The following is a 23,669-nucleotide window of genomic DNA, read 5'->3' as shown; positions in this document are numbered from 1 at the left end:
CGCCCCCCGGATGTCGCCCCCCCCGAGGCTCTGGACCTACCCCCGGCGGCCCCGCCTGGCGGACTACCGGTGTCCGCCGGGCGGACCGCTGCGGTACCGCCTGGCGGACGGCTGGAGGTGTCCGCCAAGCGGACGGGTTCGCCTGGCGGACTACCAAATGCGGGCAAGCCGCCCATGTCTGAGCTGTCCGCCTGGAGGACAGGTGCGCCTGGCGGACTACCAAAGGTGGATGTTTGCCCCGTGTCGCCGTCGGCGACTGGTCCGTCGCGCGGACGGCTGGAGGAGGTGCGGCGCGAGGCCCGCTGAGGCTTGGGCACGTGCGCGGAGCCGATCAGCAGGGTGTAGCCAGTGCGTTCGTCTCGGCTGCCCCTGGGTGGACGGTCACGCTTGATCCATCCCGCGGTCTCCAGGACGTCGAGCCACTCGGCGATAGTCGACTTCGACAACCCGGTCATGCTGACCAGCAGCGACAGCGAAGGGCTGTGCTCGCGCGGGATGACGCCGGTTTCCCAGTCGGCCTTGATGGCCAGGGTGAGCATGATGTGCCGGCCGGTGGAGGGCATCGCGGAGTTGCAGACGGCTCGCTGCAGCTCCAGAACGAACCTCACGATGCACCCCCGTCGCGGTCGCTGACTGGTGCGGGCGGTCGCCCACCGAGCATGCGGTAACGTACACGAAAACGTAATGAAAAACGTAACGGGAAACGTACACGCCAGCGACTGTGGGGGTGGAGGCGGCAATGAGCGTGATGGCGGCGCCGAGGAGGCCCGTGAGCGGCCGCTATCCTCCTGGCATGGCGACGACGCGAGAGCTGATGGGCATCGGCGCCGCGCGGGCGGCCCTGCGCACACGCGTCGACCTCGCCCGCAACGAGACCGACGCGGTCCACACCGTTCTGGTAGTCGACCTCCAGCCGCGCGGCGTGCTGGTCTCGATGACCTGGCGGCGGGCCGCCGCGACCGCTCTGGAAGAACCGCTGGACCTCGCCGCCGTACCGATCGTGGGGATCACCTCGCTGCGCGACCGCCTGGGTTCCTACGTCGGCCAGCACGCCATCGCCGCGAAGCACCAGGAAGCTGTCGCCGCCCTGGTGCCGTGGGACTGGTACCTGCGGGGCGCGAAGGCCCTCGGCGAGACCGTCGACATCTGATGCGCGATCAGAATCCGCCGGCTCACCCGGGGGCCGGCGGCGTCTCACGGCGTCCCGCCGGAGATTAGAGCCAGCCCGCCGCCGTCACTGGCCGCCGTCGCGTACCCGGTGACGTGCAGACCGCGGACCTGATCCGCGTCACGGCGCAACGCGCCTTTGGCTTCCAGCCTGCCGAGCTGGTAGCTGACGGAGGAGACGGAGGCCAGGCCGACCACGTCGCCGATCTGCCGCACGGTGGGCGCACACCCGTGGACGGCGACGTGCCTCCGGACGTAGGCGAGGATCGCGTACTGACGTGGCGTCAACCGCGGAAGGTCGATGGGCGCGGCGCTGCCCCAGTGCGCACGGCCGTCACGGACCTCGGCGAGTCGGAATTCGGCCATGGCAGTCGGCTCCTGTTCACGGGGCGCCGGGATGGATCGTGCGGCGCAGCTACGGCGGGGGTGTCAGGGCGAGCAGGCCGGGGCGAGGCAGCGGGCGCGGCAGGTCGTGATGTCGGCGCACGGCGAGCGCCGCCGTGCCTCGGCGAGGGTCGGTGCGTCGGCCGGTTGTCCGCCGCTCACGGCAGGCCCGCGGCGGATCGAGCGAGGTCCTCGTGCACCGCGGCGAACACCTGGCGAGCCTCAGGGCTGGTGAGCTGGTGTTCGCGCAGCCACCGGCTGACCTGTTCGGGGGTGTGCGGCAGGGTGGCGAGCAGCATCCGGATGGTGCTCTGCGCGTGCAGTCGCCACCGGTCGTGGTCGACGTGCGGGGAACCCGCGTCCCAGTGCACGGCGGCGGCCGGCTCGTCGTCGGCCCGGGAGAACAGGTAGAGGGTCTTCGCCAGGTCAGCGGGCAAGGTATTGGTCAGAGCCTGGCGGTCGCGAGACAGCCAGTTCAGTTCATTGAGGATCCGTCCGCTTCGCCGGTCCTGCGGAGTCCAGATCGCTGCGTCCGCGCCGGCCTCTCGGAGCCGGTGCAACCACACCAACTGCTCGGGCTCGGCGCGGCCGCCATCGGACTTCAACTCCCGGAACACCACGCCGCGCGGGCCGACGATCACACTGTCGGGAAACCCGCGCTCGGAGCGCTCCGAGCGGTGGGTGTGGTAGTGCAGCAGGTCACGGGCCTTGCACTCGCGGCGCACGAACGCCTGCAGCGGCGCTTCCAACTCGTCTCGTGCGCCGAACGGCGTGGTGATCCCGCGGCGACGCCGAGAGATCGGAAAACCCCCACCGCCGGTGCGGCGGCTCATGCCGGCGCCTTCAGCCCGGCGACGCGGCGGGCCCGGCCCGCTGCCTGACGCCATACCCGAGCGGCGACGGCTTCGTCGCCGGCCAACGCGACCACGGCCCGCCGCTCCAGGTCATCGGCGGCGCGGTCACAGATCCAAGCGATCTCGGCCATGGCCTGCCTGCCGTGATCGCAGTACCAGCCCGGCAGCAGCCCCACCCCGATCAGGACGTGCAGCGCCTCGTTCAGCGAAGCGACCGGGTACGACCTCGGATACGTGGGCCACCGCCCGCCTGGCCCGCGCCACCACAGCGCGAGAGCTCCCGGCTCGACAGAGACCGCTACGCCCTGGCGCTGGTGGACCCAGCCAAGGCGGTGACCGCTGCGCCAGCCGTGGGCACGGGCCTCCCGGCATACCGTGGCCAGCAGGTAGCGGTCCTCACCGGTCAGCGGCGGCACCGACCGGTCGATGTCGCCGCGGCCTTCGTCGGCACGTTCCGAATACAGGAGCATTTCGTCATCGCCTTCGTCGTGGGGGGCGCGGCACGTGTCGCAGCGGGATCCGAGCGCCGCCGCGTATGCGTCGCTCGCGGCGGCGGTGGTCTTCGCGGTGCGGGGCGAGCGAATGGTCATGACGCGGGCTCGCGGCGTCGGCCTGGCTCCCCGGCACGGCAACGCCGCGGTCGGCGAGCATCGAACTCAGTCGAGAGGCGACGGCCCCTCGCTGCCACGCGATGCGCTTCCACTGGGCAGCACGCACCCGTTCGAGCACGCCCCACCCGACACCGACCGTCGCGACCAGCACGGCCAGCGCGAGGCAGACGATGATGGCCCGATCGGCGTCAACCGGCGCAGCCATCAGGCGTCCTCGAGGCCCTCGCGGATTCGGTCACAGCACACGGTGCGAGACAGCAACTCCCGCACCCGGCAGCAGGTGAAGATCCTGGTCCTTGCGTTCTGTGAGGCGCCGTTCGATGGTGTGCGCGCTCGCGGTACGACGTCGGATGGTGCGCCGCGGTGCGCTGTCGCGATGGCGGCGTGCCCACAGGGCTACGGCGGCCGCGACGCTGCCCTCGTCGGTGAAGTACGCGGTGAATGCTCGTCCGATGATGTTCACGGGGAGTCCCTTCCGGACTGCTCTTGGGCGTGCCGAACCGGCCCCGGTCCACGACGGGCGCGGGCCGGGGCTGACCGGTGTTGTCAGCGGTCTTGGGATGCCGGCGCTAGTGAGGCGTTCTCGCCGGAGGTGAACTGCGGAGTGCGCCAGCCGGCGGCTGGTTGGTGTCGCGGTCTGCGCGCCCGCCAGACGATCGAGCCAGTCGTGGTGGGCGCCACCCGCCCATCCGGGCGCAACGTCACCAGGAAACGCTTCTCCAGGTCGTAGATCTCGGCATCGATCTCATCGGTGCGACCCTGAGCCCGATACCTGTACGCATCGTCTCGGGCCACCTTGCCGTCGACGATCAGCCCGAGGACCGTCAACAGGTGCAGCGAGAGCTCCGGCTGGTCATGCCGGTCGACGCCAGCGCCGCTCACCGTGGACCCCGTGACACGACCGCAGCCAGGCTCGCGTTCGCGCAGGGCGTGGCTGGGGCGAGCACCGCAGCAATCCCCAGCGCGACGGATGGGGCGGTGGTGCAGGCGACCGGGGGGCGCCTGCACCACCTTGGCCGTCAGCGGACCGATCCTCGGCATCACTCCCGCGGGGACGCCGAAGGGCGCTGACGGAGAACATCGCGGGGAACAGGACAGCGCGGGTTGACGACGTTGATGACAGGTCTGATTTCCAGGATCAAGGGAGACGGGGCAGCCCACAACGAGCCGGACCCTGCGGTCTGCCTGCTCGCTCATCGCCCGCTCCGGCCTGTCGCACCACGCAGGGCCTGACTCGAGCGTCCCCTGCTGGCCAGCCGATCACGGACCCTCTGGAGCGGATCCGCCCCCGGCCGGGCGCCGGCCGAAACGGTGCTCGCCGCATGGAATGCCGCGAGTTGCTCAGGGGTGAAATACCACTTCGTCCCCAGCCTCACCCGCTCGACTCGCAACGCCCGTACCTGGTCCTTGAGCGCGCGGACCTCGATGCCATAGGACTTGGCGACATCCTCGAACCGATGCAACGTCGGGATCTCAACCGCGGAGGCGGTCTGCGTGCCCCTCATCGCTGCGTCCCCGCACCAGCCCCAGCCTGGGGCTCAGCGTGGGTGCCGGAGTTGACCCATTCCTGGAACGACTCCTCGGGGATGCGCCACTGCCCGCAGGAACCTCCCCGACCTGTCCTGACCTTGACTGCCTCGAGGTGCTTGTTCTTGATAGCTCGCTGGACCGTCCAGCGAGAGACCTTCAACCGTTGGCAGATGTTGTTGACCGTCATAAACCGTTCGTCCTGCATGTCGTATCCCCCGATGGACTGAGGCTACTAGCGCTGTGAGCGCCGGGGACCGACGGTATCGGTGGTGATCAACGACCGCAAGACCGTAAAGAACCGTAAATGAACGATGAAGCAAGGCGGCGATGAGGGATATAAAGATACGTTTTTGACCAGATTGATCGCCCGTAATGTTCGGTCTCAGTTCCCAATCGACGGTTTGCCGTGCTACAACGGGCTACGTGTCGCACTCAAACGAGGGAGTTGCCTACCCGCTTTGGCTCCGAATCAAGGAGTTATGCGGTGAACTCGGGCTAACCATGACAAGCGTGTTAAACGAGGCGCAGGTGAGGCCCGCCACATTCAGCCAATGGCAGACGACCACCCGCGCTCCCCAGCCGCGCCTCGTCAACGCCCTCGCCGACGCCATCAACCGTGCGGCGAAGGCGGCCGGCCGCGACCTCTACCTCGACCCCGAGGAAGCCCGTCGCCTGGCCGGGTTCGTACCGGGGCCGCCTCCCGTCACTGCCGTTGATGTACGGCGGGTCATCCAGCAGAACGAGAACTTCACGAAGTCCCAGAAGGACGCCCTTCTGCAGATCATCGACGGCTTCGAGGCTCAGAACACCCAGGCCGCTGAACAACAGCAGCCTGAGCGCTCCTCACCGCCTCCGCCCGACTAGCGAGTCCTTCGCGCCTACGCCGCCCGCATGACAGGTTGACGACACGCCACCGAACGCCGGACACGCCGCCGGGCCAGCGATGCGTGTGCCCGTGCCGGATTAGGCCGGTGCGGCCCCACCTCCGTGCGACGCGATGCCTTCTTCTCAGCCCTTTCTCGCCTGCCGAGCGCACTTGAGATCGCCTTCACTGCCGCTTCCTCTGCCTCCGGCATCAGGCCACCGTAGATCTCGCTGGTGGTCTGCAGATTTGCGTGGCCGAGGCGCCTCGATATTGCCAAGGGGGCAACGTTGGGATCCGCGAACAACCAAGATGCGTGCGTGTGCCGAAGGTCATGTGGAGTGGGCCGAACGTGTAGCACCTCGGCACAGTCGCATGTTGATACTGCATCGCGCGCAGGCCCGCTGTGGCTGCGGCAACGAGTGAAGCCAGGCACGACCTTTGCTCCGCAGGGCTTGCCGTTGGACCTGCGTCCACCGAAGCCGGAGCAGAGTCCAGTCGCGCTGTCCAGCGGCTTTCCCTCGGGTGCCGGCGGGTGTACCTTGCAGCGCTGAGCGCGTGTTATCGCAGGAAGCCATCGGCGATGATAGAAGTTCCCATAGACGACATGGCCCCCTTGCGGGGCGGTGAGGATGAACGCGTCCTGCGGGCGTCCCGCGACGGTCTTTACTAGTTTCTGATACAGGCCGTAGCTAACTCCTACAGTGCGTCGCTGTCGTCCTTTGGTTGAACCGAGATACCAGCGGTTGTTTTCGTCCTGCTTCCAAGCGCGCCAGATACGAATGCGTGGCCCGCGGCTTTTGCTGGGAGCGACTAGATGCTGGACGCCCAGCGCGGTGCTTTCTGACCAACGACACCCGGTTTCTGCGAGGACTTCCACGACCAGTCGAGCGTCTTTGTCGAATTCCTTCAATGTCAGCTGAAACTCTTCGGGAGTCAGATACACGCGATGCTCGATTCCGGTATCGTCATCCGCGATCTGATCGCGCACGAAGTCGGTGCCATCGCACGGGTTTTCCTGGATCAGGCCTTCTTTGATCGCCGCTTCTAAGGCGCCGTGGAGCACGGAGTAGTACCGGGTCAAAGTTGCGTTGCTCAGCCCATCGGCCCGCAGGTCATTAAGGAATTTGCCGATATCTGTTGGCGTAATTTGGTCGATTAGAAGATCGCCAAGAGCGGGAAGGATTCGCAACTCTAACTGCCGGCCGTACCTGCGTCGCGTCCCCGGTGTGATGCGGGTCTTCGCTGGCAGCCACCTTGCACACCACACCCGGAGGGTCGGAGCGGTGGATTCGTCCTGTCGTGGATCCGAGCCCAAAATTGCGGTTTCGACATCTTGCTTCGTGATTTTGCCGCCGAAGGCTTGCACGATCTGCAAGGCCTGCTTGGCGATTTCCTCCTCAGGCCACGGCACTGTGTGCTGCTTCTGGCCGTTGAACCGCCAAACCACCCGCCAGCCGCTGTTCTTCGGCTCGATGCTTCCTGCCATGATCGCCAGCCTACCTGTCCCCCGGGGGACAGATCCGGAGCAAATCGGGGCTAATCGACGTCACTATGCGTACAACATGCACCCAAGGAACCAGGTCAAATAGGTGTATTACCTGCTAGGAGTGCGGGTGTATAAGGGACTCATAATCCCTCGGTCGCGGGTTCGAGTCCCGCCCGCCCCACAACCCGAACCTGTGTGCGAAATTCGTCCACCGGTATCCGGTAGACCGGGATCAGTCGGTCGCCGTCGAACCGAATTTCGGCGATATGGGCCTCCATGACCGCTTTGCGCTGGCCGGGGGTGCCGGTGCGCAGGATGTCGGCTAGGTGTCGATGGACCTGTTCGATGGTGGCGGGGCCGACTGGTTGCGGCGGGGTGGCGATCAGGTCGGTGAGCTGGGTGCGGCGGTCGGCGAGCTGGTCGAGTTGGGTGGTCAGTGCGGCGATGCGGGTGCCGCAGGTGGCGTCGTCGAGGGTGCCCGTTTCGAAGGCGGCGAGGTATCGGTCGATGGCGGCCTGGGTGGCGGTGATGCGGCCGGTGATGGTGTCGAGTTCGGCGGTGTGCTGGGCGGTGTCGTCGGCGCGGCGGGTGTGTTCGTTGGCGATGGCCGTGCTGATCAGCTCGGTGCGGACGTAGAACGCGATCAGGGCTTCGGCGGCGGCGGGGTCGAGCAGGTCGGCGTCGATGCGGGGGGCGGTGCATCCGGCGGTGCCGTAGCGGGTGCGGGAGAAGCAGGTGTAGTAGCGGTAGCGGCGTAGTTTGCCGGTGGCTGAGGTGCCGACGTACTTGCAGCTGCACTGTGGGCAGCTGATCAGGCCGGAGAGGTAGTAGCCGGAGTTCGACGCTGCCCGTGAGGAGCCGGGTTCGCCGCGGGCGTTGAGGATGCGCTGGCATTGGTCGAAGGTGGCGGGGTCGGTGAGGGGTTCGTGGGCCTCGGTGGTGACGACGTCGCGGAATGAGGTTTCGCCGAGGTAGAGCCGGTTGTTGACCATGGCATGCACGGTCCAGCCGGAGAACGGCCGTCCGGCTTTGGTGGGGTGCAGTGCGGCCCAAGGGGCAGTAAGATGATCTTGGCATGAGTTTCCGCAGACAGGGGGCCTGCTGGGCCCCTGCCCTTGTGCGAGGCACTTTTGAGAGACGCGCTGAGCTCCGTCGACACTGCCTGTCACCTGTTCTCTCCCCCCGATGTTGACCGTCTTGCGGGCGTGCCCGGCACAAGGAGGCCGAAGTGATCACCGCTTTGCCCTCCGTCGTCCACACGGGCGGAGCCGACCTGTCGCGGTTGGCCGATTCGGACGCCGGTCCCGGCGCGACGTACATCGGCCTCGTCCTCATGTCCGGTTTGTGTCTGGCCCCCATGGTCATGTTCGGGCTGGGGATTCTCTGCGCCGCGGGCGGCCGCCGTGGCCGCCGGATCGGCACGGCTGTCACCGTCGTGATCGTTGTGTGCTACGCGTTGTCACTGATCGGCAGTGACTTCTCGTGGCCCGAACTGGAGTACCAAGCAGAAGCCGCGGACACCCTAGGATTCCTCCTGCTCGCCGTCAGCGGTTTCTTGATGCTGCCTTGGCTCGTAGCGTTCGGCGGCACCAAAGTAGTCAACCGCGGTTCCGGAACCACGGCCCAGTAATCGCACGACGTGCCGCCGAGGCGTCATGACGAACAGTATCGCCGTCGCTACCACTGGTATGGCTATCTGGGCCGCCCGACGGGCGAGACCGCCTATTCAACCGCGCCCATCATTGATCCCCTACGTTGGACGGATGCCTGTGACTATCGAAAGACTGGCCGGATACGGCGAGCGTGATTTCGACGCCGACCTGGCCCGATGGTTTCCTGACCGCGCCTTGGTCACGCTGAGCAACCAGATCCGCCCGGTCGCGCCATTCCTGGAAAGACTGCCGGGAGGTGCGGCGGCAGCGTTGGAAGGCTTCGACCGCAAGGTCCGGTCGGGCACCCTGCCAAGCGTTCTCGATGTCAGCGACGACTCGTACGGCTTCGAATTCGCCGCGAACGGATGCGAAATTCTCGACAGCGACTACGAGACTGCCCTCACCGACGACGACGTGTGGTCAATCGGTTTTGACGGAGGCGGCAACTATTACGTGGTGCTGACCAATGGTCAGGTCGCGGTCTGGTTCCACGAGGAGCAGGTCATCGAGGCGGACACCAGGTTCGACAACCTGGACGTGTTCCTCTACGCGATCGTGCGATACCAGGCGGTCCGGGCGGGCGTTCTGAACCGTGCCGACGTCGAGGCCGACCTGCGTGCACTCGGCCAACCGGGCATCGACCACCCGGACATCGGGCTGCTGGCCTACCTGCCGCAGTAGTCGACACCGTCCACGAACAGCCCGGCGACCCGGATGGTGTGCTCAACGTGCGCCAAGGACGCGGGCGAGGGCGTTGGCTTCGGCCTGGGTCAGCTGGATGGCGATCACTGCCGTGCCGCTGGTCAACCGCTCCCGGACCGTCGGGTTGCTGAACATTCGCACCCGGTCGTCGGCGAGATCGACCTGAACTTCGAGACCATACAGCTATCCGCTGACCCGGGCCTGTCCATGACCCTGCTCAGCGCCCCGGCCGGCTCCGCCGCCGACGACGCCCTGCGCCTTGCGGGTTGGTTCGCGGCTCGTCTTCTGCCGGTGTGGCCTTTCGGAAGATGAATCCCTAAACGAGCGAAGCTCAGTGGATCAACGGGTGGTGGCTGTGTGGTTGTGATGGTGTCTGCTGTGTGCTGAAAGAGATCATGTTCAAGGTCGGGGCGTCGGTACTCCTGCTGGCGGTGGCTACCGGGCCGGCTGCGGCGCAGCGGCCGGCCGATCCGGTTCCGCAGGTGACCTCCGGGAACTTCCACACGTGTGGGATCAGCGGCGCCAAGACCTACTGCTGGGGCTCCGGCGAGGAAGGTCAGCTGGGCAACGGCGACTCCGCGGACCAGAACACACCGGTGCAGGTGCGGGCCCCGGGAGGGGCGGTCTTCACTCAGCTCGCCGCCGGTGGCTACCACACGTGTGGGATCAGCGGCGCCAAGACCTACTGCTGGGGCTCCGCCGGTGACGGTCAGCTGGGCAACGGCGGCACCGCGAACCAGAACACACCGGTGCAGGTGCGGGCCCCGCGTGGGGTGGTCTTCACCCAGCTCGCCGCCGGCAGCGCGCACACGTGCGGAATCAGCGGCACCAATGCCTACTGCTGGGGCGTCAACTTTGCCGTGGGTGACGGCGGCACCGCGAACCAGCTGACACCGGTGCAGGTACGGGCCCCGGGCGGGGTGGTCTTCACCCGGCTCGCCGCCGGTGGCTACCACACGTGTGGGATCAGCGGCGCCAAGACGTACTGCTGGGGCTACGGCCTTGACGGCGCGTTGGGCGACGGCGGCACCGCGAGCCGGCTGACACCGGTGCAGGTGCGGGCCCCGGGTGGGGTGGTCTTCACCCGGCTCGCCGCCGGTGGTTCCCACACGTGTGGGATCAGCGGCACCAGGACCTACTGCTGGGGCCTGGGTAACGACGGCCGGTTGGGCAACGGCGGCACCGCGAGCCAGAACACACCGGTGCAGGTGCGGGCCCCGGGTGGGGTGGTCTTCACCCAGATCACCGCCGGTGGCGCCCAGACGTGTGGGATCAGCGGCACCAGGACCTACTGCTGGGGCGACGGCACCTACGGAGGCTTGGGCGACGGCGCCACCGCGAGCCGGACCACGCCGGCGCGGGTGCGGGCCCCGGGTGGGGTGGTCTTCACCCAGATCACCGCCGGTACCGCCCACGCCTGCGGGATCAGCGGCACCAGGACCTACTGCTGGGGCTACGGCGACAACGGTCAGTTGGGCAACGGCGGCAATGTGGACCGGTGGACACCGGTGCAGGTGCGGGCCTCTGAGGGTCTTCACGCAGCTCACCGCCGATAGCGCCCATGTGCGGGATTGCATCGACGCCCTCACCACCGAACTCGTGGGCGAACCCATCGACGCCACCGCAGCAGGACAGCACCTGGCGACACTCATCCACCGCGAAACCCAGCCAGCAGCCGCATGATCTTGTCCTTACTCATGGAGATCACGCGCCGCCTCGCTGCACCTCCCCGGACGGCCTGGCCGCGCCGGCGGAGGCCACGGTCGGTCAGACCCTCGGACTCAACGCCATTTCGTCCGTTGACGCAATCATCTGGCCGATGAGAGTGAACCCGCCGGAGGAGGGCGCTATCACGGCGAACCACGCGGTCAGAAGATGTAGAAGCTATAGCTGTAGGGACGGCCTCGGTCGTAGATGGCACGCAAACCTGGCTGCCTGACCTCGGGCAGTCGGGCCAGAACACTGAGGAAGATCTGGCCGTCCGGCTCGAATCGGTAACCCGGGAGCAGTGCCGGTAGGGTCTCCGGCGGGATCGGGACCGACCGCCCGACCGGCTTCGGGGCTCGGTGGAACGCAAGGTGCCGCCAGGCGTCCCAGGCCAGCGGGACCGGCTTCACCGGCGGGGTCACCGGCCAGAGTTCGCCGGTCTGCGGATGTTCCGGGATGAGGGCGAAGTCGCCGTCGGCGTCCGGAAGGCCGGGCCCGGCCAGAACCAGGGTGCGCTCCGGCCCCGTGCCGACCGGGCCGACGAGACGGTCGAGAGTGGGCCGGAAGACCTCGGCGACCTGGTAATCCGGGATCACTATCGGGTCGCCGCCCGAGGCGGCCAGCAAGTGTGCCAGTGCCGAGGCGGCGGCAGCCGCCCACATCGGGTGCCAGCCGCCGCCCGGCTCGGACGGCGGGATACCGGGCCGCTGGTCGATCAGGTCCGCCCAGTCGAGCACCGGGTGCGGGCCGGGACCGTCCTCGATCACGCGGGTGGTCAGCGGGTCCAGCCAAATCGCCTGTCGCAGGCCACAGTCGTCGATCCGGATCGCCACCGGCGTGCCGCAGGTGACGCAGACCATGTTGGGCTCGCCACCATCGAGGCCACAGCACGCGGAGTCGCCGACCAGCGCCGGGACGATGACGGCGCCGCGGACGTCCCCCGGGGCGATCAACACCTGGCCGACCGGCCCGGCGGAGATGCTGAACCTCGGCGCGTACCAGCCGAGCGCCTCGGCCTCACCGGCTTCGAGTTCGGCCCACCGGCGCCATGGCGGACCGGAGGGCAGCGGATTCACCGCGAACGTGCCGGGCTCCAGTGCCGGCGCGAGCGATCCCGGCCCGTTCCCGTACTTCTGGCCCGCGTGGACGGGCAGCGCCACCCTCGACACCGGAACCGTCAGAGTGGCGTCGCAGCTCCGGCAGCCGAAAACCGTCATGTATCCCCCGCGCGTCGACTGAGGTCAATCTAGATCATCGCCCGAGCCCGCCGGCCGCGCTGCGGCCCCGTGCCGCGCGGACCTCGTGCGGCATTTCTGTATCGGCAGGTCGCGCGCACTGCAATGCCTGGCAACGAATTCCGGTGGAGCGTCCTCATCTGCCGCCGATAATGAGCGCAGCGCTGGATCGCGGGCGGCGCGTACGTGTTCCTGGCTGGGTCGCCCACGGGGCTCGGCGGTGAGCGTTCCAGGCTGATGCGGTTCGCGGATCATTGCTTGTCGAGGGCCTCGATCGGGACGGCCCAGCACTCGATGGTCACTGGTCCGACCGTTGTCGTGGTGTGGTGGCTGTCGGCTGCGGGATAGACAAGAGCCGCGTTGGAGACGCCGAGCCGTTGGGCGTAGGTGAAGAGTTGGTAGATCTCGTCGGTGCTGGGCGAGGATCGCCATGGCCGGTACTTAGCGTCGTACACCGCGATGGGGTGGCCGCCCAGATGCAGGACGAAGTCGGCGATGCCGACGCTTGCGTGCCCGGTGTCTGTCAGGGGGATCGGGTGCTTGGCAGCCACGGTTACATCTGGGAACCGGCGACGTAGCCAGGCCCCTACATAGTTCTCCCAAATGCCTGTCATGTTGAACATGGCGCTCACCCCGGCCACGCCTGCGTCGGTGGGCAGGGTGTTGCGGTCGTCGAGGATCAGCCGGGCGAGCCGCCCGATTTCCCGGTAGCGGGCGGGCAAGATCCCGAGCGCAGCTGGGCGGCCGGGCAGGCTCGTGATGCCGCGGAAGACCGGGTGCAGGGCCCGCACCCGCGCGCTAAGACGTGCGTTCGGATAGGGCACGGCGCTCAGCCGGCGGTGTGCGCTCGCGATCAACTGATTCAGCGGTACGTCGGGGGTGAGTCGGTTCGCGGAGGTCGCCAATCGGTCAGGGCGCCCTGCGTGAGCCTTCAGATGCAAGGTTGCCGACGGTACGCCCGGATACGGCGGACGGGTGAACGAGCGCCGCTGGTACGTCTTGGCCAGGCCCTGACCGGCGAGCTGCTCCGCTTCCCGGACAAATGCGAGCGCGATCAGATCGACCAGGCTGTGCCCGGCGCTGCCCGGCGTGACCGCTTCTTCGAGCAGGGTGGCGCGGCGGCCGAGGCCCAGCAGCGTTGCCAGGTCCTGGAACGGGAACCGGCCGGCGACCTCGACCACCTGGCCGCTGAGTAGCTGGAACCGGCCGACGTATGGGCCTGGCTGGAGGTCGTAGCAGCCGAGGGTGGCTGTCGGCGTCAATCGCTCGATCACCCGGGGCCGTCCGTCGCCGTTCTGTGTCCCGACGGTCATGCGGGCCAGCTCGGCGGCCTCGGCCGGGCTGAGCTGCACCGTCTTGGTCTGGTACTCGACCAGGCGCAGCACTTCAGGCGAGTTCCGCGATCAGGGCCCGCACGTCGGCATCCAGCCGGCCGAGTTCGGCCGGCCGCTCGAACCAGTATTCGGCGAGGTAGGGGCGCAGCTGGTAGTCCCAGATCCGTTCGGCGGTGGCCGCGTCTAGGGCTTCGGTCATCCAGTAGGAGTGTCCGGGGCTGACCGGTGCGTCGGGGCCGACCCGGTCGCGGATCAGTCGGAACACGCCGAGGGCGAGTTCGGCGTTGCCGTCCGGGCGGCCCGCGGTCCAGCGTTCGAGCACGCCCTCGTCGGGCGGTAGCGGGAAGGCGTGGAATCTGCGTCGCAGAGCGAAGTCGAGCATGGCGAGGCTGCGGTCGGCGGTGTTCATCGTGCCGAGCAGGAAGACATTCTGCGGTACGGAGAGTCGGCGCTGTGAGTACGGCAGGGTCACCTCCGTATCGCGGTATTCCAGTAGGTAGAGCAGTTCGCCGAAGACAGCTGCGAGGTCGGCCCGGTTCATCTCGTCGATGATCATGACGAAGGTTTCGTTCGGGGCGTGCCGGGCCCGTTCGCAGAGCCGTGCGAAGATTCCGGGCCGTACCTCGTAGCGCAGTCCGCCGTCGCTGGTTTCCGGGCGGAGCCCTTCGATGAAGTCCTCATAGGAGTACGCCGGGTGGAACTGGGTGAGTTCCACGTGGGCGGGGGAGGTGGCCAGATGCTGCGCGAGTAGCCGGGCAACGTGGGTTTTGCCGGTGCCGGGTGGGCCGTGGAAGACGCCCTGCCGCATGCCGGTGCTCAAGGCCTGGACCCACTGATCCACCTGCTCGACGTCGAGGAAGCAGCCCTCGGCAACCTCTTCGACCCCCACCTTGGCCGGCAGTTCCTGCTCGGTGGATGGCTGGTTGGCGCGCATGATGTGGGTCAGGATCGCGTCGGCTTCCTGCGGGGCCACCCCGTACTGCTGGCGCCAGGCGCGGAGGTCGGCACAGAATTTCTCGTAGGCCGGGCCACTCTTGGCGTTGTATGCGGAGCCGGTTTCATGGGCCAGTCCGAGCATCGTGGCGTTGATGCAGATGCCGAACTGGTCGGGATCGCGTAGGTAGAGCAGGAAGCTAGGCAGTGAGGAGCCGGCATGCGGGAAGCTCGACCGATCAGCGAAGATCTTCCCGAGCGTCGTCAGCGCGTCGGGGATGGGCTCGAGCCACAGCTGAGTCGCCATCTGGTTGAAGGTGCCGGGGTCGCTGCCGAGCTTGCTCATGATCGCGCCGGTGAAGCCCGGTGTGAACCGGTCGTAGCGTTCCCGGCTGAGCTTGCCGTGCTGGTTGATCAACCGGCCGAGGGTGACGATCTGTTCGGCGTCCATCGTCCCGAGCCGCTCGCTGAGAAACGTTCGCACCTGCTCCTCAGCGGTGACCCGGGCCAGGACGAAGTCCGGGCCGAACTGTGCGCGGACGGCGGCGATGACCTCGGCGGTGGTAGTGGCGGACATCAGCCAGTTCTAGCAGGTCGGCCGGGCCGAGGCCGGGGATGCGTCGTCGTTGCGCTGAAGAAGTCCGATCCTTCGAGTCCGTCTACGGCGCCATCGCAGACTCGGCGGCGCCCTCACGGGACTTGCCCAGAGCGCAGCGAGCGCCTTGTCCTGGGGTCCCGCGGGTTCGCGCACCGTTTGATAGGCGGAGTGCTGGATCCGGCGCTGGCGGGGGATTCGTGTGGTCGTCCACCGTTGGTGGCGAGGGCGGCGCCCGCTGGCGCGAGGATGACGGAGGCGCGTCTTGGGCAGGAGTTATACGCGTCAGCGGTTGATTGACCGGGCCGTCTGTACCGGTAGTGAATCACCGGGCACGCTCAGAACAATTTCGCATCCTGTTGGTCTGGGCCCACTCCATGCCTGGCCTGCGCGTTCATGCCGGCCGGATGTGGCATTGCGCGAATCGCAGGTCAGAGTCCGCTCTCGCCTGCAGGAACCGGCGGCGTTGCGATGCCCCGGAGGAGGTCGTCCAGCAGTGTGTCGATGAGGCGCTCCTCCATCAGCGATCGGCCGGTACCGGTCATCGCCTCCGCCAAGGAATGATCCCAGGGGCTGGCGGCCGGAGCGCCGGTCAAGGGCAGACCGATCGTGTCGGCGTCGAGGTAGTCGGCACCGGACATACGCCACGGCACGGCGTCCGGGTAGCGGGCGAGCGCGGCGGCGGTCAGCCGGATACCGGTCCAGTCGAAGTCGTTGCGCCATCGGATCACGGTGCCCGCTGCCCGGCTTGCCAGAAGCGTGTGAACTGCGGCGGACGGCACCCCTTCGGTACAGATCAGCGGGGCGGTAGCGTGTCCCGCCGCGGCTCGCAGTACGGCCGGGTTCTCGCACACGTAGATCGCGGGGACCGGCAGGGACAGCGGGGTGAGTCTTAGCTGGTGCAGGGTCACGCGGAACGGCACATGAGCCCTCGTGGCAGAGGACAGCCAGTCGCCGAGAAGACCGCCGGTGGCGGGGAGGTTGAGAACCAGGACCTGGCTGGCGAGGTCGTCGGGTACCAGCCCAGCCATCTCCCAGAGTGCCCGTTCCTGTTCTGCTCCGGTCGGTGGCTTGACCTGGTGCCAGGCGGCCAGCGCCCGGAGCACGAGCCCGCGCATCGGCCCCTCCGCAAGGGCCTTGGTGTTGCCGAGGACCCGTTCGGCGAAGACAGGTATCGGTTCAGCACTGACCGGCAATGCGTCAAGTGTTGTCAGCACTCGGGAGAAGGTCAGTTCGCTGCGAGTTATCCGGGTGAGTGTCCCGTCGCGGCGTAGGCTACCGATCCATTCCTCGAACCAGGGCCCGCCGGCGTGGCGGCTCGCAGCGGCCAGGGTGAGCATCGCCTCCCGCGCTTCGGCGAGGGTGGCACGCTCAGCGGGGCGGTCCCGGAACGGGCCCACCGCCGACGGCAGATCGATGCTGTGGGCGTTCCGCAGGAAGGTATCGATCTCGGACAGGCGGACGGTGACGCGGCTGACGCCGGCGGGCCTGTGCACGCCGGTCACTCCGATGACGACATGCCGTTCCGGTTCGTCCGGCGCGGTCAGGGAGATCGATCCGGCAAGACTTCCGCCGGTGCGCTCCAGGCTGCGCCGGGCGGCGGCCAGCAGCCGCCGCCAGCCCGGATCGGTGGTGAGGTCAGGCATGCGAGCCAACGGTACGGGTCGACGGCGAGCCCAGCGCCGCAGCGAGCGTCCCGTCGAAATCGGCCACATTCACGGCGCCGTCCCACACCAGCAGGACCGTCGACACGGCGTGCTCGACGGTGGAGTGCGACAGGTCGTAGTGCGCGCATCCGGTCACCGCCGGATGGGTGGCCCACAGGTCGTACCCGGTCATGAACAGGTCCAGGTCGAACTGTTTGGCAAGGGACATCAGCTCTCCGCGCCCGTTGTCGTCGACGCCGGCGAACGCCTCGTCGAGCCCGAGCAGCCGGGGTGCGTGCGGGCGGGCCGACCCGAACAGCGCGTTGGCGGCCGCGAACAGCGGCAGGTGCAGCGACACCGACTGCTCACCACCGGAGAGCTGGCTGTGCCGGGCCCTGGTGAGCGGCTCACTGACACCGCCGGGGCGATGCAGGGTGAACGCGAAGACCCGCCACTGCCGGTAGTCCAGCACCTCGGCCAGCAGTTCCCGGTAGGGCTTCTCCGGGGCCTGAGCCCGGGCCGACTTGATCCGGGCCGCGAAGTGGCGGCGCAGGGTGGTCAGCTGGCCCGGCCCGAGTCGTGCCGGGTCCCGTTCCAGCAGTTTGCAGACCTCACGCTGCTCCGGGTCGAGGTCGTCGGAGAGCCGCCAGCCCACGCCGACGGTCAGGCCGGACGACATCCGCCGGGCACGCATCTGCTGATCCATCGCATCGACCAGGTCGCGGGCCTCGATCGTACGGCGGTGGATCTGCCCGGCGAGCTGGCCGAGCAGCGCGTCCTCGAAGACTCGCTGTTCCGCGTCGGTGAGCAGTTGTTCCTGGTCGCGGCGTTCCCCGGCGATCCGCTCGGCGAAGTGCGCCACCGGCGTCAGACCCTGTTCGTCGGCGACCCGCACGACGATGACGCCCTCGTCGGTGTCCCACTCCGGCCGGTGGTCGAGCCCGGCGGCCGGCAGCTGGGCCTGCAGATCGGTGAGGGCGCCGGTCAGGCGGGTCGCGCTCTGCTTCAGTGAGGTCTCGGTCGGGCTCAGCTCGCGGGTGGCGGTCAGGATCGCCTCGTGCAGCGTCACGATCGCCGGATCGAGGTCGTCCTCCGAGGTGTCAGCGGCCGGCCACCGCAGGTGCGGCGGGCAGCGCATCAAACCCAGAAGATCACTCTGGGCGTACGGGCGGAGCCGCAACGCCTCACGCCGCGCCTCGCTGATCGCCTCTGCCACGGACCGCTCGCCGACCTCGACCCGCGCCACCGCGCCGGCCCGGCTCTGCAACGCCGCACTGTGCGCTGCCCTGGCCTGTTCCAGAGCCTGCTCCGCCTCGGTGACCGCGCCCTCGGTCTCGGCCACCTCGGCCAGCACCCGGGTCGCCTCGGCCCCGATGGCCGCCGAGAGGGTGCGCAGTTCCTCGTCCTTCTCGCTGTGCCGGGTGTGCGCTGCCCGGGCCGCCTGGCCGGCTGCCTCGGACCGTTCCTCCGCCTCGGCATGCCGCTCGGCGGCCTCCCCGGCCAGCACGTCGGCGCCGTCCGCGCTGTCGTGGGTGTGCCGCAGTTCCACCCCGAGCCGGTCGAACCGATCCAGCGCCGCGGCGGTCGAGTCGAGTCGTTCCACGGGCAACGACCGGTCGGTGGCGGCCCGGCGCAGCTTGGCGGTGGCAGCGGCCTGACCGGCAACGGCCGCGTCGAGTTGGCCCGCGGCGTCGAGGGCAGCCTCACGGCGTACCCGTAGAAGGGTCGCGGCCCGGTCCAGATCGCGTTCGGCTTGCGTGATCGCGGTACGCGGCGGCAGTGCTGTGCCCGCCCGGTCCACTGCGCTCAGGATCTCCCGCCGGGCCTCGCGGCCGGCCTCGACCTCGTCGATCTCCCGAGCGAGGGCGGCGATCCGGCGGTCGCAGTCGGCGATTCGCGCGGCCCGGCGGGCCGCGCGGGCGGTCGCCCCGATGTATTCGCAATGATCCTTGGTGAACCGGCCGACACCGGAGCCCTGGGCCCAGCGGCCGTCGCCGGTCACTCCGGACGGGCCGGTGATGTCGCCGAGCGCGATGCCGCGGAGCACGGCCGTGATCCGTTCGGCCGGCACGAAGTCCTGGTCTTCGGGCACGAGCACGTCGGCCAGCGTCGCACCGCTCTGCTCGCCGGAGCGCAGGTAGGCGTCCTGTTCGTCGTCGTCGGCGGTCGGGTGCACGAGTGCGTCGAGCAGACCGGCCGCATGCAGGGCGGCCTCGATGCCGGCCGCCTCCGCCTCCGGTGTCCCGTCGGCGAATCGGACGAGACGCCACAACGGCGCGCCGACTCGGTTCTCCCGCGAGGCCGGCCGGGTCGGCGACGGCGGCGGCGAGTCGTCGTGCTCGGCCGCGATCAGCGCCCGCTCGTCCACCACCTTCCGGCGTTCGGCGCCCAGGCTGTCGGATCGGGAGCCGAGCGAGGCCACCTCGTCCCGGATCGCGCCGGTCGGGACGGCCATCCGGTCGTGGAAGAGAGTGCGCAGCGAAGGGCTGGTCACCGCCTCGGCGAGAGTGTCCGGTAGATCGGCGACGTGCAGAGTGGTGAACAGCCCGGCGTGCCCGGATCCCCAGACTCGTACCGCCTCGGCGGTCTGCTCCCGGACCACCTCGAGGGCGTCGCCGGCCTGCTCCTCCGCGGCGGTGGCGTCCTCCGCCGCGGCGCGGGCCGCGCGGTCGGCCTCCGCGGCCCGCACATGTTCGCGTTCCGCCTCCGCCAGACGGTTCGTCAGTTCACGGATCGCTCGCACGTCCGCCCGGCGCGCCGCCGACCGGGAGGCCAGCCGTGTCGCGAGCCTGTCGGCGTCCGCGTCCCCGGCCCGCCATTCGATGCCGCCGCTTTCCGCCTCCGACGCCAGTTCGGCTGTCACCCGGCCGACCTTGGCGCGAGCGTCGTGCAGCGCCGCGGCGGCTCGCTCGGACTCCGCCCGCCGCCTGGCGGCGACGTCGCGCTCGGTCTCTACCTGCCGGTCGGCGCGGCGGGCGGCGTCCGCCAGGTCGTGCACATGCCGTTCCAGGTCGGCAAGTTGTTCGTGCGAGCGGTAGGCCGCCGAGCTCTTCAACCGGTCCAGATGCGCGCGCAGCCTGCCGGGCTCACCTTCGACCGCGCGTAGTCTCCGCTCCGCCTCCGCCGCCTGCTCGAGTGCCGCCTCGGCCTCGTCACGTGCCGAGGCCAGCGCCTCCCGGCGTACATTCGCGCTGTCCCGGCGTGCGGTGAGCGCGTCGGCCGCGGCTCGCGCGTGGGTCCGCAGGTAGGTGGCGTAGACACCGAGGAAGGAACCGGTCGCGGCATCGGCCGCGACCAGACCTTCGAGGGTACGGGCGACCGCTTCCATGTCGTCGAACGAATGTGCCGCCTCCACCAGCAGGTGGTCCTCCACCGGGCGCAGGCCGCGTTGCAGGGTGCGGGACAGCTCCACCGGGTTCAGATCCTTCGCCAGCTGTGGCTTGCGCAGTGTCAGGACGAGATCGAGCAGCTGCTCGTAGCGGGCCGGACCCAACCCGAACAGCTTCGCGTCCACCAGGTGCCGGTACTCCTCGGCCGAGTCGCGTACCGCCTCCGCGCCGAGCCGGTCGATCAGATCCCTGCGGGACACCGGTCGATCCTCGTCGTCCAGCAGTGACAGGTCCACCCCGACCCGGCCGTCGGCGACGAAGTGCCAGCGGGTCACCCGGTCGTTGTGCCGGTGGGCCCGCAACCCGATCCCGATCGTCACGTACCGGTCTCCGTCGGAGAATTCCATCCAGACGTACGCGTACGCCGTCTCCTGCCCCCGGTAGAGCAGGTTGGACTTCATCGTCCGGTCCTCGCCGGCGAACGGGTTCAGTCGGCGCGGCTCGATCCGCCCGTCCAGCACGAACGGGAACAGAACTTCGAGAGCCTTCGTCTTGCCGGAGCCGTTCGGGCCGCGCAGCACGAGCCACCCGTCAACGAACAGGAACTCCTCGTCGCGGTAGTCCCAGAGGTTGATGATGCCGGCGCGAGTGGGGGTGAAACGAGCCAAGACGAATCCTCGATCTTAGAAGAGGGTACGTTGTCTGACCTGGGCCACGGTGCTGCGATAGCGGCCGATCAGCGGGCGGGCCAGCACACCGCCGGGCACGGGGAGCACCGCACCGAACCGGGTGAGCAGCCCGACCGCCTCGGTGCGCAGCCGGTCGGGATCGGCGTGCCAGGCGGCGCCGAAAGCCGACCCGTACCGGTGCAGGATCTCCGCTGTAGCCTCCCGCAGGAAACTGTCGGTGATCAGTGGCAGCCGCCGCTCCGGGTTCTCCTCTTCCACCGGCTCGTCCACCGTCGTCTCACCGGAGTCGAGGCCCAGCGGGACACTCGACGGCAACCCAGCGTCTATCTGGCCGATCAGCTTCTCTCGGACCTCCGCCGGATCGGGCACCGGCATCCGCCGCGTCCTGCGGCCGTCCGGGTCGGACACCCGTTCGGCGATCGCCACCGTCAGCAGCACTGCCGCCTGCGCCACCGAGCCGGTACCGGGGAACCGCTCCGCCGACCAGCCGGCCGTGTCGACCAGCAGCACACCCTCGGCCCGCCGCTCCAGACGCAGCCCGGTGAGCCGGAACAGGTCGGCGGACAGCGCCTGACCCCGCAGATGGTTGCCGACCTCGGCGGAGACGTCGTCGTAGTAGACGACCGGCCGTTCGAGCACCGCACGCCGGGCGGCCTGCGCGGCGGCCCGGCGCTCGGCGTTGCCGCTGCTGCTCAGCGAGCGGTCCAGCAGGGCGGTCACCGAGTCGATGTGCTGCAGCACCCGGGGCGGCCGGAACAGCGCCAGCACGGCGTCACGCGCGACGTCGTACAGCGCCTCACCCGCGCCGGGATCGCTCACCCACGCCGAGCTGGAACCGTCGGCCAGCCGCAGCACACCCCGCTCCTCCAGCCAGGCGACCGCGTCGACGAACGCCCGCCGGTCCGCGCCGGAGTCCGGGTCCAGCCCCAGCCCGGTGATCCGGCCGGCGTCGGCGGCCACCGCCTCGGCCAGCTCGCTCAGCGTGATCTGAATACCGGCCCGGCCCAGCGTCGACAGGCACAACGACAGATAGGCGTAGCGCTGCCGGTCGAACGGGCGACCGGTCCGCGAGACCGCCGGCCGGTCCGTCTCCAGCCGGTCAGCGGTGCGGACCAGCCGCGCGGTGGCGCCGTGCAACTCCAGCCGGTACCCGAACGCCTCGGACAGGTCACCACGCAGTTCGGCGGCGAACCGGCGGATCCGCGACAGCGCCTTCTCGTCCGGCCAGGTCGCGGTGATCAGCGGATGCCGTAGCAGGAGCCGGACCGCGCGCTGGTAGTCGGCGAGTTCCAGATCGGAGACCTCAGCAGCGAATCTCACACGGCCACCGCCTCTGTCCGGCGCGTGGCGGTATGCGCGGCCGTGGTCACGGACAGCTCGAAGCCGTCGATGTGCAACCGGCCCGATTCGGTGTGCACCGTGGTGTGCCGGCCGGGGCAGGGGGTGAGCGTTAGGCGTACCCCGAAAGCGGCGGCCGCGAGAGGAGTCTCCCGCCGGCCCGCCTGCCGCGTCGCCAAGGCGATGTCGAGAAGCCGGCGCAGCGCACCGGCCTGCGCGTCGGTGAGCGTCTCCGCGCCGATGAGGCTGGCGGCCGCCTCCGCCTGTCGGAGTTCCTCGGCGACCTGTCGCTCCCGCAGCGCTCGGCGGGAGGACTCCGACCGTTCGATCCGGGCGATCCGGCCGTTGCCCTGCCCCGGCATCCGGCCGCTCTGCACCAGCGTCCGGGACAACTCCACTGCCGGCGCCTCCCACCAGGACAGCCGTCCCGGGATCGCGTCCGGATCGGAATACGCCACCCCGAGGTGCCGTGGCGCGCCCAACCCGAACACTACGTCGAAGACGGCATGCGCGGCCTCGTCGGAGCCGGCACCGGTGAACCAGGCCGCCAGATGCCGCAACTGCGACTCCCGGCTCACCCCACCCCGGCGGGCCTCGGTGACCCGCCGCAGCAGGGCGAGCACGTCCCCGATCGCCGCCATCGTCGCACCGGAGAGCCGATCGGCCTCACTGGGCCGGTCGGTCTCCGGCGCCAGCCAGGAACGCAGCCCGCCCCAGCGGCGGCGCCAGTCCTCGATCCGCTCGACCGGCGTCGCGAAGAGCCGCTCGTCAGCCTCGGCCGCCGCCTCGATCATCCGCTCCAGACCGGTCGCCTCGACCTCGTGCACGGCCTCCCGCAGGCGCGGCGTGTACCGCTGCAACTCGTCGTGGAAGTCCCGCAGGTGGGCGAGGAGTGCGTCCTTGTGGGTGAGGAAGACCTCCGGGCGTACGTCATGGGTCCGGCTCAGATCGCCGAGCATGTGATAGAAGCGGGCGGCGCGCTCCGCGACGTCGGCCAGAGCACGGTCGAGGCGGTTGAGTTTGCGGTAGACCTCCTCGGCGTCGCCGTCGGAGTTCGCTGTGGCGAGGGCCTTGAGGTCGGCGAGCAGGTCGGCGAAGACCAGCCGGGACAGGGTGCTGTCGTCCAGACCGGCCGCGAGGACGGACTCGACAGCGCGGTGGGCGCGGTAGCCGGCCTCGGTGAACTGGTAGACCGAATGCCGGTTGCGGTATTCGGCGAGCGTGGCGGCCCTGGTGCCGTCCTGGCCGCGGTCCAGCACACCCCAGTCGACGAGGGCGTCCAGCAGTCGGGGCAGATCGAGCCCGGCAGGGTCGGGGCAGTCGTGGTGGATCCCGGCGAGACCGGCCAGGGCGGCCTGCACGTCCGAGGTGTGCAGGACGACGTGGTAACTGGAACGGGCGGCATCGAAGGCACGCAGGAGCCACAGGTATGCGAGCCGGTTGTCGGCATTGACGTAGCTGAACAGCCGAAGGCGATCGTCGACCCCGAAGTCGTCCAGCCCGAACGAGGTCCGTGGTTCCGGCATGCGGCCACGATACCGGTCGGTACCCGACCGCCCTCGGACACGGTGTGCGGGTGGCCGCCTGCGCGGGGTGAGCCCGCCCGGTGCTC

21 protein-coding genes, 1 tRNA gene and 1 pseudogene are annotated in these 23,669 nt (G+C 69.2%); 7 read left to right on the top strand and 16 right to left on the bottom strand.

Annotated features, from left to right (window positions below; translation table 11 throughout):
* Positions 1 to 608: pseudogene (locus tag AB0F10_RS19625) on the bottom strand (hypothetical protein); the annotation flags it as partial.
* A gap of 185 nt (positions 609 to 793) precedes the next feature.
* Between AB0F10_RS19625 and AB0F10_RS19620 the strand changes: the two are divergent.
* Positions 794 to 1,150, top strand: coding sequence for a hypothetical protein (locus tag AB0F10_RS19620; RefSeq protein WP_360626553.1), 357 nt, complete (start codon positions 794 to 796; stop codon positions 1,148 to 1,150).
* A 44-nt stretch (positions 1,151 to 1,194) separates the two neighbouring features.
* Here AB0F10_RS19620 and AB0F10_RS19615 read toward each other — a convergent pair whose 3' ends face one another.
* The 6 genes from AB0F10_RS19615 to AB0F10_RS19590 form a co-directional block, all read right to left on the bottom strand.
* Positions 1,195 to 1,533 (bottom strand): MarR family transcriptional regulator, encoded by a 339-nt coding sequence (locus AB0F10_RS19615; protein ID WP_360626550.1) that lies wholly within the window; start codon positions 1,531 to 1,533, stop codon positions 1,195 to 1,197.
* A gap of 176 nt (positions 1,534 to 1,709) precedes the next feature.
* Entirely contained in the window at positions 1,710 to 2,384 is a 675-nt protein-coding gene (locus AB0F10_RS19610) for a hypothetical protein (protein WP_360626547.1), read from the bottom strand.
* Entirely contained in the window at positions 2,381 to 2,995 is a 615-nt protein-coding gene (locus AB0F10_RS19605; RefSeq protein ID WP_360626544.1) for a hypothetical protein, read from the bottom strand. Before AB0F10_RS19605 ends, AB0F10_RS19610 begins: the two co-directional genes overlap by 4 nt.
* A gap of 256 nt (positions 2,996 to 3,251) precedes the next feature.
* Entirely contained in the window at positions 3,252 to 3,479 is a 228-nt protein-coding gene (locus tag AB0F10_RS19600; protein WP_360626541.1) for a hypothetical protein, read from the bottom strand.
* An 83-nt stretch (positions 3,480 to 3,562) separates the two neighbouring features.
* Positions 3,563 to 3,898, bottom strand: a complete 336-nt coding sequence (locus AB0F10_RS19595; protein WP_360626538.1) for a hypothetical protein — start codon at positions 3,896 to 3,898, stop codon at positions 3,563 to 3,565.
* 619 nt (positions 3,899 to 4,517) lie between these two features.
* On the bottom strand, positions 4,518 to 4,733 hold the full coding sequence (locus AB0F10_RS19590; protein ID WP_360626562.1) for a helix-turn-helix domain-containing protein: 216 nt from the start codon (positions 4,731 to 4,733) through the stop codon (positions 4,518 to 4,520).
* A 323-nt stretch (positions 4,734 to 5,056) separates the two neighbouring features.
* On the opposite strand from AB0F10_RS19590, the gene AB0F10_RS19585 reads away from it, so the two are divergent.
* Complete coding sequence (locus AB0F10_RS19585) at positions 5,057 to 5,410, top strand: hypothetical protein (RefSeq protein WP_360626535.1); 354 nt, start codon at positions 5,057 to 5,059, stop codon at positions 5,408 to 5,410.
* Between the two features lie 14 nt (positions 5,411 to 5,424).
* Here AB0F10_RS19585 and AB0F10_RS19580 read toward each other — a convergent pair whose 3' ends face one another.
* Positions 5,425 to 6,897 (bottom strand): site-specific integrase, encoded by a 1,473-nt coding sequence (locus tag AB0F10_RS19580; RefSeq protein ID WP_360626532.1) that lies wholly within the window; start codon positions 6,895 to 6,897, stop codon positions 5,425 to 5,427.
* Between the two features lie 118 nt (positions 6,898 to 7,015).
* On the opposite strand from AB0F10_RS19580, the gene AB0F10_RS19575 reads away from it, so the two are divergent.
* Positions 7,016 to 7,078: transfer RNA gene (locus AB0F10_RS19575), tRNA-Ile, on the top strand.
* Here AB0F10_RS19575 and AB0F10_RS19570 read toward each other — a convergent pair.
* Entirely contained in the window at positions 7,038 to 8,066 is a 1,029-nt protein-coding gene (locus tag AB0F10_RS19570) for a recombinase zinc beta ribbon domain-containing protein (RefSeq protein WP_360626559.1), read from the bottom strand. The genes AB0F10_RS19575 and AB0F10_RS19570 overlap by 41 nt on opposite strands.
* Before the next feature lie 59 nt (positions 8,067 to 8,125).
* Between AB0F10_RS19570 and AB0F10_RS19565 the strand changes: the two genes are divergently transcribed.
* From AB0F10_RS19565 to AB0F10_RS19550, 4 genes are all read left to right on the top strand, one after another.
* Positions 8,126 to 8,527 (top strand): hypothetical protein, encoded by a 402-nt coding sequence (locus AB0F10_RS19565; protein WP_360626529.1) that lies wholly within the window; start codon positions 8,126 to 8,128, stop codon positions 8,525 to 8,527.
* 133 nt (positions 8,528 to 8,660) lie between these two features.
* On the top strand, positions 8,661 to 9,230 hold the full coding sequence (locus AB0F10_RS19560) for a hypothetical protein (protein WP_360626526.1): 570 nt from the start codon (positions 8,661 to 8,663) through the stop codon (positions 9,228 to 9,230).
* A gap of 177 nt (positions 9,231 to 9,407) precedes the next feature.
* Entirely contained in the window at positions 9,408 to 9,563 is a 156-nt protein-coding gene (locus tag AB0F10_RS19555) for a hypothetical protein (RefSeq protein WP_360626556.1), read from the top strand.
* 68 nt (positions 9,564 to 9,631) lie between these two features.
* Entirely contained in the window at positions 9,632 to 10,807 is a 1,176-nt protein-coding gene (locus AB0F10_RS19550; protein ID WP_360626523.1) for a hypothetical protein, read from the top strand.
* A 312-nt stretch (positions 10,808 to 11,119) separates the two neighbouring features.
* On the opposite strand, the gene AB0F10_RS19545 is transcribed toward AB0F10_RS19550, so the two are convergent.
* From AB0F10_RS19545 to AB0F10_RS19515, 7 genes are all read right to left on the bottom strand, one after another.
* Positions 11,120 to 12,175, bottom strand: coding sequence for a hypothetical protein (locus AB0F10_RS19545; protein WP_360626520.1), 1,056 nt, complete (start codon positions 12,173 to 12,175; stop codon positions 11,120 to 11,122).
* A 269-nt stretch (positions 12,176 to 12,444) separates the two neighbouring features.
* Positions 12,445 to 13,578: a 5-methylcytosine restriction system specificity protein McrC gene (locus AB0F10_RS19540; protein WP_360626517.1), complete on the bottom strand. Its 1,134-nt coding sequence runs from the start codon at positions 13,576 to 13,578 to the stop codon at positions 12,445 to 12,447.
* Position 13,579: 1 nt separating this feature from the next.
* A complete protein-coding gene (locus AB0F10_RS19535) occupies positions 13,580 to 15,037 on the bottom strand; it encodes an AAA family ATPase (protein ID WP_360626514.1) in 1,458 nt (485 codons plus the stop codon).
* Positions 15,038 to 15,486: 449 nt separating this feature from the next.
* Positions 15,487 to 16,701, bottom strand: a complete 1,215-nt coding sequence (locus tag AB0F10_RS19530) for a TIGR02679 family protein (RefSeq protein WP_360626511.1) — start codon at positions 16,699 to 16,701, stop codon at positions 15,487 to 15,489.
* The gene (locus AB0F10_RS19525; RefSeq protein WP_360626508.1) at positions 16,694 to 20,698 is read right to left on the bottom strand and encodes a TIGR02680 family protein; all 4,005 of its coding nucleotides are present in this window, start codon (positions 20,696 to 20,698) and stop codon (positions 16,694 to 16,696) included. Before AB0F10_RS19525 ends, AB0F10_RS19530 begins: the two co-directional genes overlap by 8 nt.
* Before the next feature lie 15 nt (positions 20,699 to 20,713).
* Positions 20,714 to 22,039: a DUF2398 family protein gene (locus tag AB0F10_RS19520; protein ID WP_360626505.1), complete on the bottom strand. Its 1,326-nt coding sequence runs from the start codon at positions 22,037 to 22,039 to the stop codon at positions 20,714 to 20,716.
* Positions 22,036 to 23,583 carry a TIGR02677 family protein gene (locus tag AB0F10_RS19515; RefSeq protein ID WP_360626502.1) on the bottom strand — a complete coding sequence of 516 codons (1,548 nt, stop codon included), beginning with the start codon at positions 23,581 to 23,583 and terminating at the stop codon, positions 22,036 to 22,038. Before AB0F10_RS19515 ends, AB0F10_RS19520 begins: the two co-directional genes overlap by 4 nt.
* Positions 23,584 to 23,669 lie beyond the last annotated feature (86 nt).

It is taken from the genome of Actinoplanes sp. NPDC026623 (assembly GCF_040638275.1).
Lineage (GTDB): Bacteria > Actinomycetota > Actinomycetes > Mycobacteriales > Micromonosporaceae > Actinoplanes.
This window is presented reverse-complemented; position numbering and strand designations above follow the sequence as displayed.